13 protein-coding genes are annotated in these 13,162 nt (G+C 65.0%); 7 read left to right on the top strand and 6 right to left on the bottom strand.

The window, feature by feature from the left end:
• Position 1: 1 nt before the first annotated feature.
• Positions 2–460, top strand: a complete 459-nt coding sequence (locus K3725_RS15080) for an Lrp/AsnC family transcriptional regulator (RefSeq protein ID WP_039170544.1) — start codon at positions 2–4, stop codon at positions 458–460.
• A 68-nt stretch (positions 461–528) separates the two neighbouring features.
• On the opposite strand, the gene K3725_RS15075 is transcribed toward K3725_RS15080, so the two are convergent.
• On the bottom strand, positions 529–1,368 hold the full coding sequence (locus K3725_RS15075; protein ID WP_260016113.1) for a CPBP family intramembrane glutamic endopeptidase: 840 nt from the start codon (positions 1,366–1,368) through the stop codon (positions 529–531).
• A 192-nt stretch (positions 1,369–1,560) separates the two neighbouring features.
• Between K3725_RS15075 and ppk2 the strand changes: the two genes are divergently transcribed.
• The gene (ppk2, locus tag K3725_RS15070; RefSeq protein ID WP_260016112.1) at positions 1,561–2,478 is read left to right on the top strand and encodes a polyphosphate kinase 2; all 918 of its coding nucleotides are present in this window, start codon (positions 1,561–1,563) and stop codon (positions 2,476–2,478) included.
• Between the two features lie 69 nt (positions 2,479–2,547).
• Here ppk2 and K3725_RS15065 read toward each other — a convergent pair whose 3' ends face one another.
• Both K3725_RS15065 and rpsU read right to left on the bottom strand, forming a co-directional pair.
• On the bottom strand, positions 2,548–3,636 hold the full coding sequence (locus tag K3725_RS15065; protein ID WP_260016111.1) for a CAP domain-containing protein: 1,089 nt from the start codon (positions 3,634–3,636) through the stop codon (positions 2,548–2,550).
• A gap of 732 nt (positions 3,637–4,368) precedes the next feature.
• Positions 4,369–4,575 carry a 30S ribosomal protein S21 gene (rpsU, locus tag K3725_RS15060; protein ID WP_005614280.1) on the bottom strand — a complete coding sequence of 69 codons (207 nt, stop codon included), beginning with the start codon at positions 4,573–4,575 and terminating at the stop codon, positions 4,369–4,371.
• A 116-nt stretch (positions 4,576–4,691) separates the two neighbouring features.
• Between rpsU and K3725_RS15055 the strand changes: the two genes are divergently transcribed.
• Entirely contained in the window at positions 4,692–5,393 is a 702-nt protein-coding gene (locus tag K3725_RS15055; protein WP_260016110.1) for a COQ9 family protein, read from the top strand.
• Positions 5,394–5,650: 257 nt separating this feature from the next.
• Here the strand turns inward: K3725_RS15055 and K3725_RS15050 are convergent, their stop codons facing one another.
• Positions 5,651–6,031: a VOC family protein gene (locus tag K3725_RS15050; RefSeq protein WP_260016109.1), complete on the bottom strand. Its 381-nt coding sequence runs from the start codon at positions 6,029–6,031 to the stop codon at positions 5,651–5,653.
• Between the two features lie 39 nt (positions 6,032–6,070).
• Between K3725_RS15050 and K3725_RS15045 the strand changes: the two genes are divergently transcribed.
• Both K3725_RS15045 and K3725_RS15040 read left to right on the top strand, forming a co-directional pair.
• The gene (locus tag K3725_RS15045) at positions 6,071–6,640 is read left to right on the top strand and encodes a helix-turn-helix domain-containing protein (RefSeq protein WP_260016108.1); all 570 of its coding nucleotides are present in this window, start codon (positions 6,071–6,073) and stop codon (positions 6,638–6,640) included.
• 193 nt (positions 6,641–6,833) lie between these two features.
• Complete coding sequence (locus tag K3725_RS15040; protein ID WP_260016107.1) at positions 6,834–7,817, top strand: NAD(P)H-quinone oxidoreductase; 984 nt, start codon at positions 6,834–6,836, stop codon at positions 7,815–7,817.
• A gap of 64 nt (positions 7,818–7,881) precedes the next feature.
• Here the strand turns inward: K3725_RS15040 and K3725_RS15035 are convergent, their stop codons facing one another.
• Positions 7,882–8,739 carry a DUF2189 domain-containing protein gene (locus K3725_RS15035; protein WP_260016106.1) on the bottom strand — a complete coding sequence of 286 codons (858 nt, stop codon included), beginning with the start codon at positions 8,737–8,739 and terminating at the stop codon, positions 7,882–7,884.
• Positions 8,740–9,023: 284 nt separating this feature from the next.
• On the bottom strand, positions 9,024–9,671 hold the full coding sequence (locus tag K3725_RS15030; RefSeq protein WP_260016105.1) for a ribonuclease T2: 648 nt from the start codon (positions 9,669–9,671) through the stop codon (positions 9,024–9,026).
• 147 nt (positions 9,672–9,818) lie between these two features.
• On the opposite strand from K3725_RS15030, the gene K3725_RS15025 reads away from it, so the two are divergent.
• The gene (locus tag K3725_RS15025) at positions 9,819–10,586 is read left to right on the top strand and encodes a DUF1013 domain-containing protein (RefSeq protein ID WP_260016104.1); all 768 of its coding nucleotides are present in this window, start codon (positions 9,819–9,821) and stop codon (positions 10,584–10,586) included.
• Between the two features lie 325 nt (positions 10,587–10,911).
• Positions 10,912–13,065: a response regulator gene (locus K3725_RS15020; RefSeq protein WP_260016103.1), complete on the top strand. Its 2,154-nt coding sequence runs from the start codon at positions 10,912–10,914 to the stop codon at positions 13,063–13,065.
• Positions 13,066–13,162 lie beyond the last annotated feature (97 nt).

The following is a 13,162-nucleotide window of genomic DNA, read 5'->3' as shown; positions in this document are numbered from 1 at the left end:
AATGTCGCTAGACGAAACAGATCGTCGCATTCTTTCGGTGCTGCAAAAGCAGGGGCGCATCTCCAACGCCGACCTGTCGGAGCGGGTGAACCTGTCCGCCTCGGCCTGTCACCGGCGGGTGCAGCGGCTGGAGGCGGAGGGCTATATCCGCGAATATGTCGCCCTGCTGGATGCGCGCAAGATGAACGTGCCGTCGACGGTGTTTGTAGAGATCACCCTGTCCGGCCAGGCGGACGAAGTTCTGGACGCGTTTGAGAAAGCGGTATCGCGGATTCCGGATGTGCTGGAATGCCACCTGATGGCGGGCACCGCGGATTACATCCTCAAGGTGGTGGCGGAGAACACCGAGGATTTCGCCCGCATTCACCGTCAGCATCTGGCGCGGCTGCCGGGAGTGGCTCAGATGCAGTCGAGCTTTGCCCTGCGCACGGTTTTCAAGACCACGGCGCTGCCGGTCTGAAGCTGAAATTAGGGGGGTGGCATGTGTGCACCCCCTGTACACCCCCTGTGCACCGGCGCGGCGCTTTTTCAGGCCGGGCCGGGATAGGTGAACAGCAACAGGTGGGTGAGGTTGAAGGCAAAGTGCATCAGCACCGGCACGCGGAACCGGCCTGCGCCCCAATAGCCCAGCCCGCAGGCGAGCCCCAAGAGCGCCGCAAATGCAGCCACCGCGGGACCGGCGCCGATGTGGGCGAGGCCGAACAGCAGGCTTGCGGCAGCGATGCCCGCAGCTGGCCCGAAACGGCGGCTGAGGCCCTGCTGCAGGTAGCCGCGGAAGAAGGCTTCCTCAGCCAGGCAGGTGAGCAGCAGATTTGCTCCCACCCACAAGAGGGTCCAGCCCGGCAGCGATGGCTCCAGCTCCAGCGCGCCGGTGGCAAGGGCCAGCGGCAGCAGGGCAGCAAGGAGCAGCAGGCCGGAGAGGAAGGCGGGATTGCCTGCCGGATCCTTGCGTTGCAGCAGGGCAGGCCAGGCCAGCAGCAGAGCGAAGAACACCAGCGGCTTGTCGAGGTTCAGGTGCAGGGAATACGGCGCGCCGCCGGGGCCTGCCTGCACCTGATCGAGGATCAGAAGATTATGCACGCCAGGCAGCAGATGGGCGCCAAGCGCCAGTGACCACAGGACCAGCACTGCATGGCCAGCCCATCCGGCAGGGCCGCGGCCGCGGGGGAAGAGGGCGGCAAGCTGCAGGCCGGCAGAGAGCACCGCCAATCCCAGCGGCTCCAGATGCCCGAGCGCCAAGGCCGCGCCTCCAAAGGCGGCAAGCAGGGCAAAGGCCGGCCCGCGATGCCCGCTCCAGCCGGCAGCCAGCGCCGCCATCAGGATCAGCCAGGGCCAGGTTTGCGGCAGGGTGGATAGAACAAAGCTCATGGGCTGCACATAATCCGCTCATCCGGAAGTTTTCCAGCCGGTTATGCAGCGGTTCCGCGGCTTTTGCGCTTGAACCTGTCCGGGATTTCCGCTTGCCTTGAGGGAAGCTGCAGCCGGGCCGGTGACATCAAGCCGTCATATGGCGCCGCTAAGACGCAGGCTTTGCAAACCTCACAAGGAAGGAACCCGCCCGTGACCCGCGAATTTGAAACCGCCTCCCTCGACTGGCTGGAAGCGGAGCTGCAGGACACGCTGGACGAGGACATCGAGATCGAGTTCTCGGAGCCGATGCTGTCGATGGAGATCCGCAAGGTCTACCGCGAGCAGCACCCTGAGATGCTCGACCGGCAGGTCTATTTCCGCAACCTCCTGCGGCTGCAGGCGGAGCTGATCAAGGTGCAGGACTGGGTGCAGCACACCGGCGCCAAGGTCTGCATTCTGATGGAAGGCCGCGACAGTGCCGGCAAGGGCGGGGTGATCAAGCGGATCACCCAGCGGCTGGACCCGCGGGTGGCGCGGGTGGTGGCGCTGCCGGCGCCGAACCGCCGTGAGCAGAGCCAGTGGTATTTCCAGCGCTATGTGCCGCATCTGCCCGCAGGCGGCGAGATCGTGCTGTTCGACCGCTCCTGGTACAACCGGGCAGGGGTCGAGCGGGTGATGGGCTTTGCCAGCGAAGACCAGGTCGAGCAGTTCTTTCAGGACGTTCCCGAATTTGAGCGGATGCTGGTCCGGTCGGGCATTATCCTTCTGAAATACTGGTTCTCGATCACCGACGAGGAACAGCAGCTGCGGTTCCTGATGCGCATCCACGACCCGATGAAGCAGTGGAAACTGTCACCGATGGATCTGGAGAGCCGGATCCGCTGGGAACAGTATACCAAGGCCAAGGAGGCTATGTTCAAGCGCACCAACATCCCAGAGGCACCCTGGTATATCGTCGAGGGCAACGACAAGAAGCGCGAGCGGCTGAACTGCATCGAGCACCTGCTGACCAAGATCCCCTATGAGGAAGTGCAGCACGAGAAGGTGGAGCTGCCGGACCGCAAGTACAATCCGGACTATGAGCGCCAGGTGCTGCCGGATGAGCTGTATGTGCCGAAGATCTATTGAGGCCTGACCGGCACGGAAAAGGGGCGCCGCGGCGCCCCCTTTGCTGTTTGCCCGGCGGGGAATTGGGGATCAGAACAGGAAGTCGCCGGAGCTGAGATCCTGTGCAGTGATCCCTGCCAGCAGCATGCTGTCGCCGTCGGCGTCGGTGATCAGCAGCCCCTTTGCGGTCTGGCTGGTATGGTTGCTCATCAGGTCGCTGAAGCTGGTGATGCCGCCGGCATTGCCGAGGTCAATGCGCTCGCCCAGGGTGTCGGGGTTGAAATCGCTGACGGTATCGGCACCTGTGCTGAAGACGAAGAGATCGCCCTGGGCGCCGCCGGCCATGCGGTCATTGCCGGCACCGCCGTTCAGGGTGTCGGTGCCGTATCCGCCCCATAGCAGGTCATGGCCGTTCTGGCCGAACAGCTGATCCTTGCCGCCGCCGCCGTAAAGCTTGTCCTGGCCTGCGCCGCCCTGCAGCGTGTCATTGCCGCTGCCGCCGCCCAGGGTGTCCTTGTAGTTGCCGCCGTTCAGGCTGTCGTTGCCGCCGCCGCCGCGCAGGGTGTCGCGGCCGAGACCTCCGTTCAGCACATCGTTGCCGCCGCTGCCGGTCAGCTGATCGTCGCCTGCAAGCCCGCTGAGGGTGCCCGCGCTGCTGAGGGTCAGGACGTCGTCGCCGGCGGTTGCGCCGCCGCCTGATCCGCCGCCGGAGCTGCCGCCGTTATCCAGTTGCAACGGGGCGCTGGTGCGGGCGAAGTTCTGGGTGACCATCACCGCGTCCCAGCCGTTGAAATTGCCCTGTTCGATGCCGATGCCGATCACCTCGACATTTGCGTTCAGGATGTTGGCGCGGTGGCCGGGGCTGTTCATCAGTGAATTGTGCAGGTCGATGACATCGTCCGCCAGGCCGGGGGCGCCGCGCTCGCTTTGCCAGGCGATGTTTTCCGCCCAGGTCCAGCTGCCGGAGAAAACAAAGCCCGCGTCCTCCATCCGGTCGCCTGCGCTGGAGCCGCCGGCGCCGGTGTGGGAAAACACATCCTGCTGCAGCATCCATTCGCTGTGATCCTCGGCGGAATCGTTGAGGCGCAGCTCCAGCTGCACCGGGTTGAGCCCGCGCGACGTGCGCTCTGCGTTGATCAGCTCGAGCATCTGCCGCTCGAGATCGCTTGCCTGTGACATTGTAAACTGCTCCGTGAGTGGGCCGGCTGTGCGGCGGTGCCCTGATCCGTTAACGAAATTTTATGGCACTGAAAGGGCGGCCCTGCGCAGGCGGCGGTTACCGGCGAAGCTCTGCCCGGGACGCGGCAGCGGGTACGCGGATTTTTGCGTGTTTGAGCCCCGCGCCTGCCTGCCCGGGCGGCCGGGGCCGCGGCGGCTGTTTTCTGCTGCCTGCCGGCGGGCCGGGCGGCAGGCCGGATTCGGGCGGGATGGACAGGGGCGGGCGGGGGATTTTTGGAAAACAGGGCCGTAAAACGGACCGGACGCCGCCGGGGGGAAACTGGCAGCGTCCGGAGAATTTGGAAACCCTGAAAGACGAGCCTTGTTTGCAGGGACCAAGACCGGCGCCGGTTATAGGGGGGAGCGCCGCCTGCCCAGGGTTTCGGAGAACCGGGTGTTCCAAGCCCGGCCGGCGGGGCAATGGTTAGGGAAACGCAACTGATCTGCCCTGCCGTGAGTCTGTGTATAGCAGAAGGTGGCAGAGAAATACACCCTAAAGATGTATTTGCTGCCAATTTGATATTTTTACGTGTGCCACTTCAGGAGAGGGCGGCCCGCCGCGGGGCGCGATCAGCCGAAGGAGGTGCCCCAAATGACAAACCCCCGGGCAGGGCCGCGGGGGTTGTCTGATCTTTTTGCGGCGGGTCCTGGGACCTGCCATAGTGCTGTCCAAAGCTGGAGAGCAAGGTGTGCTTACAGCAGACCTTCGCGTTGGGCTTTCTTGCGTGCCAGTTTACGGGCACGGCGGATCGCTTCAGCTTTCTCGCGCGCTTTTTTCTCGGACGGCTTTTCGAAATGTTGCTTGAGCTTCATTTCGCGGAAGACGCCTTCACGCTGCAGCTTTTTCTTCAGGGCACGGAGCGCCTGATCGACGTTGTTGTCGCGAACACTAACCTGCATGTGGTTTTCACCACCTTTCTAAGTTGAGTTGCAAGGATTTGCAGGAGGTGGCCGTATAGCAAAGCGCGTATATTTTGTCTAGTAGGGTATCAGGACGCTGCCAGCGGGAGGCTGAGATGACCAAGGACCACGATCACGCACCGGACGGTATCAAGGATAAACTGCTGGATGCGGCGCTGAATCATGTGCCGTTTGACGGCTGGTCGGAGGTGACGTTCCGCGCCGCCTGCCAGGATGCGGATGTGCCGGAGGTGCTGGCCCATGCGGTCTGCCCGCGCGGCGGGGTCGACCTGGCGCTGGCGTTTCATGCCCGGGGCGATTCGCGGATGCTGGAGCGCCTGCAGGCAGAGGACCTGTCGGGCATGCGGTTCCGCGACAAGGTGGCGGCGGCGGTTCGGTTCCGGCTGGAAGCGGTCGAAGACAAGGAAGCGGTGCGCCGCGGCACCACGCTGCTGGCGCTGCCGCAGTATGCCGGCGACGGCGTCAAGGCGATCTGGACCACCTGCGACCTGATCTGGGACGCGCTGGGCGACGGGTCGGACGATCTGAACTGGTACACCAAGCGCGCGACGCTGGCCGGCGTCTATTCCGCCACCGTACTGTTCTGGCTGGGCGATGACAGCCTGGAGCATCAGGCGACCTGGGATTTTCTCGACCGGCGCATCGATAACGTGATGAACTTCGAGAAGCTGAAGGCGGGACTGCAGAAGAACCCGCTGCTGAAGCCCTTGCTGGTGGGGCCGAACTGGCTGGCCGATCAGATCAAGCCGCCGAAGGGGCGGGATGATCTGCCAGGCTCGGTTGGCCCGCGGCGGTAGGGGCAGGCCCGAGGCCGGATGCCTGTCTGCTGGCGGCACGGGACTTGCCGCCGGCCAAAGCGCACAGGCGCGCATCTTGCTGCGGATGGCGGGGGAGAGCCCGGAGTTGTGAATGCTGCGAGGATTTTTGGCGGCCGCTATGTGGCATTTCCGGCGGCTTAGGATGACGCGCAGTTTTGAAGAGGTGCTGTGAGGGGCAGCTGAGGCCGTGCCTGCCAGAAGCAGGCACGCCGCAGAGGCGGCAAGAAATCCGCGTGTTATTCATTTCCACCGGTCAAATCCTGCGCAAGCATCAGCGCATTGCCGTCGGGGTCGTAAAAAGTCGCGGTTTTGACCATGCCCTCGACAACATCCGTTTCGCCGTCAAATTTGACCTTGGCCTGCTCCAGCTTCTGCCGGGCCGGCTCCAGATCAGCGATCCCAAAGACTGGCACGCAGTTGCCGGGTGCTGGCCTGGTGTGCTCGCCAAGGCCAATGGAGACGCCGGGCGTGTTCGTCCGAAGCTCTGACCAGCCCGCCTCATCGGCATGATAGAGCAGCTCAAATCCCAGCATGGTTTCGTACCACTTCGCGCTCGCATGGCGGTCTTTGACTGACATTGCGATGGTGATGGTTTGGTCGACTGCAATCAGTGACATGGGCTTTCCTTATGACTCAAAATATACTAACTATACTTTATGTACATTGAGACGTTTGTCAACATCACGTCAAAGGCCTGGGCGATGCCCATACTGTCGTGCCTGCATTCGGGCATTGCGGGGCGGCAAGCGCCCCTGCTGGCGGCGACGGGTGCAGGCAGAACCGCCTTTGCGCAAAGCATGGATCACCTGATCGAAATCGGATTGATTGAACGGAATCCCGGGTATGGGCATCCGCTGCGTCCGGAATTCCGCCTTACACAGCCGGGGATTGCGGCGGCGGCCATCGCCCATAAGATCCACGGTGTTTCGACAGAAGAAGATCAGCCTTTGCTGCGCCGCTCATGGACTTTGCCGGTTCTGACAACACTCCGCACACCAAGCCAATTCAGCGGCATCAAGCGCACCCTGCCGATGATAACAGACCGGGCGTTGTCGCAATCATTGAAATCCATGGAGGCCAGGGATTGGGTGTGCCGCAGCGTGGACAGCGCCGCCCGCCCGCCGAGGTCTATCTATAGGGCAGTGAACACTGGCGGCCTGATCAGCCGGCTCATTGCACCTGAAATTCGCTTCATTTCGCAGAAACGGCTGTTCATTGAAAAATGACGGCAGCCGGGAAAATCCGCACCGCTATTCCAAAACCGGCAGACGGTCTGTGTCAGCATTAGTAAGGCCGCCGGGACAGATGCCTGCTGCCAGCGCGGCTGCTCCGCAAACCGCCCGGGCTGCGGCGCCTTTGCTGTTTGCGCGCCCCTTGCCGGATGTTAGGCAGAGGCAAGGATCAGGAGGATACCAACCGATGACAAAGATGATGCGCGCGGTGGAGATCGCCAAACCCGGCGGGCCGGAGGTTTTGCAGCTGTGCCAGCGCCCGGTGCCGCAGCCGGGCCATGGCGAGGTGGTGATCAAGGTGACCTATGCCGGGGTGAACCGCCCCGATGCGCTGCAGCGCGCGGGGGCCTATGACCCGCCCAAGGGCGCCAGCGACCTGCCGGGGCTGGAAGCCTCGGGCGAGGTGGTGGCCGTGGGTGCAGGTGTCACTGATGTCTCGGAGGGCGATCAGGTCTGCGCGCTGCTGCCGGGCGGCGGTTATGCGGAATATGTCGCCACCCCTGCGGCACACTGTCTGCCGGTCCCGGCGGGCATGGACCTGAAACAGGCGGCCTGCCTGCCGGAGACCTTCTTTACCGTCTGGTCCAACGTCTTCACCCGCGGCGGGCTGAAAGCGGGCGAGCGGTTCCTGGTGCATGGCGGCTCATCCGGCATTGGCACCACCGCCATTCAGCTGGCCAAGGCGTTCGGGGCGCGGGTGTTTGCGACCGCCGGGTCGGATGAGAAATGCCAGGCCTGTCTGGATCTGGGTGCGGAGCGGGCAATCAACTACCGCGACGAGGATTTCGTCAAGGTGCTGCGGGACGAGGGCGGCGCCGATCTGGTGCTGGACATGGTCGGCGGCGATTACATCCCGCGCAACATCAAGGCGATGGCCGAGGATGGGCGGCTGGTGCAGATCGCTTTTCTGCAAGGTCCCAAGGTGGAGCTGAACTTTGCCCTGATGATGGTCAAGCGCCTCACGCTGACCGGCTCCACCCTGCGCCCGCAAAGCGATCTGGCCAAGGCGCAGATTGCCCAGGATCTGCGCGAGGCGGTCTGGCCGCTGTTGGAAGCGGGCAAGGTCGCGCCGGTCATGGACAGCGAATTTGCGCTGGAGGAGGCGGCAGCGGCCCATGCCCGGATGGAAAGCTCCGGCCATATCGGCAAGATTGTCCTGAAGGTGGGCTGACGGCTTCAGGCCTGCACAGCAAAGGGCCGGCGGATGCGCCGGCCCTTGTTGTTTCTTCAGCTGCTCACTCCACCGCGCGCCGGTACAGGTGCCAGGTCGCATGCCCCAGCACCGGCACCACGATGATCAGACCGGCCAGGAAGGGGATTGATCCGACGATCAGCGACACGCCGACGATCACGCCCCAGGCCATGCAGACCATCGGGTTCTTGCGCAGCACCTTGATTGAGGTTGCCACCGCGACCGGCAGGCCGACATGGCGGTCCATCAGGAGCGGGAAGGACACCAGGCTCATCGCCAGCGCGGCAAAGGCAAAACCCGCGCCCAGGATGCCGCCGCTGATCGACATGATCCAGCCCTCGCGGGTGGTCAGCACATCGCTGATGAACCCCATGATGGAGGCCGGCGGCTCCGGCCCCAGGGTGCGGCTGTAGATCATATCCGCCGCCACCAGCCAGATGATGAACAGTGCCGCCAGATACAGGCCCAGCACCAGGATGGCGCCAAAGGAGGGCGAGCGGATGACCGCAAAGGCATCCATCCAGCGGGTCTCCATCCCGGCCTCGCGGCGCGACGACATCTCATAAAGGCCGACCGCCGCGACAGGGCCGAGGATGGCAAAGCCCATGATCATCGGCACGATAAGCGGCAGCAGGTTCATCGACAGGCTCATCACGATGAGCGCGATGCCGATGATGGGGTAGAACAGCACCAGGAACATCGCGTCCGAGCGGCAGGCGGCAAAATCCTCCAGCCCGGCGGCCAGCGAATGGATGATGTCGTCCATGCTGAGCTTGCGCGCCTCTGGCATGGCCGCGGCGCCGGTGCTGCGCAGTTCGCTTACGGATTGGCCAACGTGGTGGGAGGTGGTCTCTGCACCCTGCAGAAGCCAGCTGAGCGGGTTACCGATTGTTTTTGCCATGCGCTTCCTCCTTCTCGCTGACCAAAACGGAGTGCCGTTCAGGCAGGGCCGGGCGCGGCACAGGTGTAATGTAGCACGAAACGCGGCGGTTTCCGCTTCACAGGCGCTTTACCGCCTTGGGGCGGGGCGGAGGCATGTTTCCGCACCTGCCGGCGGCGGCGCTGGCTGCATGGCAGGGTTTGAGTATTTGGGGAAAGATGAAGCCAGGGTCCCCTGTTCATCTGGCCCGAAGTATCCCGGGGTGAATTGGCCGTGAGGCCAAGAGGGGCTGCGCCCCTGCCTGTTCAGCGGATGGGCGCGAAGCGGGCGTTTTTCAATGTGCAGTCCCGGATCACGTCCCGCCCGCAGGGCACCGGCTCCAGTGCCTTGGACAGGCAGATGCGGGCCTCCTGGATGGCGCCGCCGCGGCAGGTGATGGTCAGACTGTCGCGGTTGAGGTCCGGGTTTTCCTGCAGAAAGGCCTGCTCAACAACCGAGGCAGGCAGGGTCACGGGCTTTTCGAGCCTGCGGAAGGCGGCGGGGCGGGTGACGCGTTCGTAGGCCGTGCGCATCGCGTTGTAGTAGTCCCGCGCGCTGAGGCCGGAGCAGGTGCCGTGTTTCTTCCACTGGTGCCAGGCGAGCCCTGGGCTGCCCATGATGTCCGCCATGTCCCGGCTCATCGCGCGGCTCGGCGGGGCCTCTGCCGTGCGGCAGTAGCTGGGCCAGCCGCGGTGGTACTGCGGCCAGAGGCCATGCAGCGTCCAGCCGTAGTCATGGCGGGCATCACACTGGTCCGCGCCTTTGGCGTCGCCTTCCTGCGCGCACCAGTTCGGCGACCAGCTGAGCGACAGCACGTAATAGTCGAAGTCGCCTGCAGGCTCACCGTCCGCCGCCGCAAGCACCGGCAGCAGGGTCAGAACAGCCGCAAAAACACCTGTGAACAACTTGCGCATTGGCCTCTTTCCTTATGCATCGATGCCGACTATATAGGGCCGAAGTTCCCCGACAACGGAAACCTGCCCCGGATCGCCGGGGACGCCATTTCAGGCGGCGGGAGAGATGTATCCGGGGACCCGAGGTGTTTTTAAGGAGATGAGCACATGGCAAAACCGTTGATGGCCAAGGCAACCGCCGTGTGGCTGGTGGACAATACCACGATCAGCTTCAAGCAAATCGCGGATTTCGTGGGCATGCACGAGCTGGAAATCCAGGGCATCGCCGACGGCGAAGTGGCGGTGGGCGTAAAAGGGTTTGACCCGGTTGCCAACAACCAGCTGACCCAGGATGAGATTGACAAGGCGCAAGGCAACCCGCTGCACAAGCTGAAGCTCAAGTTCAACCCGGCCGCGGCCGGCGAGGAAAAGCGCCGCGGCCCGCGCTATACTCCGCTGTCCAAGCGCCAGGACCGTCCGAACTCGATCCTGTGGCTGGTCAAGTTCCATCCGGAACTCAGCGACGGCCAGATTGCCAAGCTGGTGGGCACCACCAAGCCGACCATCCAGTCGATCCGCGAGCGCACCCACTGGAACATTGCCAACATGCAGCCGATCGACCCGGTGGCTCTGGGCCTGTGCAAACAGTCCGAGCTGGACGCAGCCGTCCAGAAGGCCGCGGCCAAGAAGGCAGCCGAAGGCGGCGTGATGAGTGACGACGAGCGCCGCAAGCTGGTGTCGACCGAGCAGTCGCTGGAGATGGACGCCGAGCCGAAGATCCCGTCCGCCATCGAGGGTTTGGAGACCTTCACCCTGGGCGGCGGCCTGAATGACGACGAGGACAGGAAGCAAGAGGACGTCCTGGACGCCGACAGCTTCTTCAACCTGCCTGCGGGCGGTGATGACGAGGACGACGACGAGGACAGCCGGTTCTGATCCGGGCCTGTCCCCCCTAGGCCGGCCGGGCCGTCAGGCAAATGTAAAATCCCTAAAAAGCCGCAGATCCGATGCTCCGGATTTGCGGCTTTTTCTGTTAGAATTGAGTCTCAATCATACAAGATGTTGACTGCGCACGGGTTGTTCGCGCAGCATGATGTTGCGGTGCAGCCATGTTCCAGGCTGCCTGCAGAATTGGGCACTGCGGCGGAAGCCTTTGGGTGAAAGGGGCGGCTCTGCGGTGCGGACGGACAGTGTTTTGTGAGTGTGCCAGGGGTCCGGATCCGGTGGTCCGGCCCGTGCAGGGATGGCAGGAGTATTGGTTATGGACGCATCCGGGGGGGCGGCGCTGGGGGCCGGCAGCCGCTTGGATATGGAAGAGCTGGCGGGCGCGAGCGGCGCCGGGTTCTGCCAGGCATTTGCTGATCAGATTGCGCGGGGTTTCGGCGCGGATCTGGTCACAGTCAGCGCATTACGGATCCGGCAGGGCGAGCACTTGAAGGTGGTGGCCAGCTGGTTTGACGGGATGCAGCTGGGGGATTTCGAATATGACGCACGCGGCGCGCCGTGCCGGGACGTGGTGCTGCGCGCCGCGCCGCAGGTGTTCCCGGACCGGGTGCAGCAGCTGTACCCCGAAGACGCGATGTTCATCGAGGAAAACATCAACGGCTACGCCGGGGTGCCGCTGTTGGATGGCGCGGGCGCAGTCGCTGGCCTGGTGCAGGCCGCCTGGCGGCAGCCGCCAGGGGCGGCGCTGACGGCAGCGGCGGCAGCCGCCATGCAGCAGTTTGCCCCGCGGCTGGGGGCGGAACTGGCCGGGATGCAGGAGGCCGCAGCCCTGGCGGCGCTGGCGCGCGGGGCGGGGGCAGGCAGCCTGTCGCCCCAGGCGGCCCTGCGGCAGCTGGCGGCAGAGATGCAGCGCGCCTTCCGGGTGCGCCGGGCGTTCATTGCCGAATGCGCGGCTGACAGTCCTGGCGCCTTCCGGGTTCTGGCCTGCTGCGATGGCGGGCAGGCCGCCGCGGGCGGCGGAGAGGGGCTGGTGCCGTATGAAGGCGCCCCTTGCGACTTTCTGCGGGAGGGGGAGCCTTTTCTGGTGCCGAAAGGGCTGCAAGGGATGTTCCCGGCCCAGGAGATGTTCCGGGCGCAGGGACTGGTCTCCTATTTCGGAATGCCGCTGCGGGATGCAAACGGGCAGCTGATCGGCCATTTTGCACTTCTGCACGATGGCGAAATAGCCGCCGGCATTCAGAACAGCGGCTTGATCGGCCTGTGTGCAGAGCGGGGCGAGCAGGAGCTGTGCCGCCGCAGGGCGGAGCGGCGGCGGCGGCAGGCGGAACAGGCGCTGCTGCTGCGCCGCAAGGCCGAAAGCCTGGGGCTGCTGGCGGGCACCATTGCGCATGAGTTCAACAATCTGCTGGCCGGGATGCAGGGCCGCAGCGAGCTGGCACTGGCGCATCTGGCGGCGGCGCATCCGGCAGCGGCAGATGTGCGGGCGGTGAAGGAGGGCCTTCAGGATTCGGCCCGGCTGATGCGGCAGCTGCTGAGCTATGCAAGGGGCGGCGGCGCCCCGCAGCCGGAGGCCTGCGACCTGAACCGGATCGTCCGCGAGACGCTGGCGCTGGTGCCGGCAGAGTGCAAGCTGGGCAAGGCGGTGGTGCTGGACCTGGCGGCGGGGGAGCTGACCGCCCGGATGGATCCGGCCCAGGCCGGACAGCTGCTGATGCAGGCGGTGCTGAATGCGGTGGAGGCGATCGGGCCGGGGGCTGGCACGGTGACGGTGTCCACCCGGCGCAGCAGCCTGGGCACGGCGGAGCGGCGGCGGCTGCTGGCCGGGCGCAGGATGCCTGCGGGCCCCTGTGTTTTGCTGGAGGTGCGCGACACCGGCGGCGGCATGGGGCGCGACACGGTGGCGCGGATCTTCGATCCGTTCTTCACCACCAAACCCGGCGGCCGCGGCCTGGGGCTGGCGGCGGCGATGGGTATCATCAGCAGTCACCGGGGCGGGCTGGAAGTGGACAGCCGGGAGGGCGGCGGCAGCACCTTCCGCTTCTATTTCCCGGTTTGCGGGACGGCGGCAGTGCAGACCGCCGCACCCGGCATTGCGGCGCCGGCGCCGCGCAAAGGGCAGGCACGCCGTATCCTGGTGGTGGATGACGAGGACACCGTGCGCCGGGCTGTCGCAGGCCTGCTGCAGCTGCGCGGCTGCGAGGTCGCCAGCGCCGATGGCCATGATGCGGCGCTGGCGCTGCTGCAGGCCCAGGGGCCGTTTGACGGTGCGGTGATCGACATGAGCATGCCGGGGCGTGGCGGCTGGGAAACGCTGTCCCGGCTGCGTCAGGCCCAGCCCGGGCTGAACGCGGTGATGATGAGCGGCTTTGCCTTCAGCGCCGCGCAAGCGGGCTACCCGGAACTGCACGGGGTTCAGGTGCTGGACAAGCCGTTCACCAAGGAAAAGCTCTACAAGGCGCTGTTCCGGTAGAGGCATCCCGCAGGCCGGTGGCTCCCGCGCCTGCAGGTGCCCCTGCGGGGCCCTTGGCAGCCTTGGGCGTGGCGCCGCGCTGATGCGCGGCGCGGTG

The organism is Leisingera sp. S132 (assembly GCF_025144465.1).
Taxonomy (GTDB): Bacteria; Pseudomonadota; Alphaproteobacteria; order Rhodobacterales; family Rhodobacteraceae; genus Leisingera.
The sequence above is the reverse complement of the archived record's forward strand: the minus strand, read 5'-3'. Positions and strand labels throughout refer to the sequence as shown.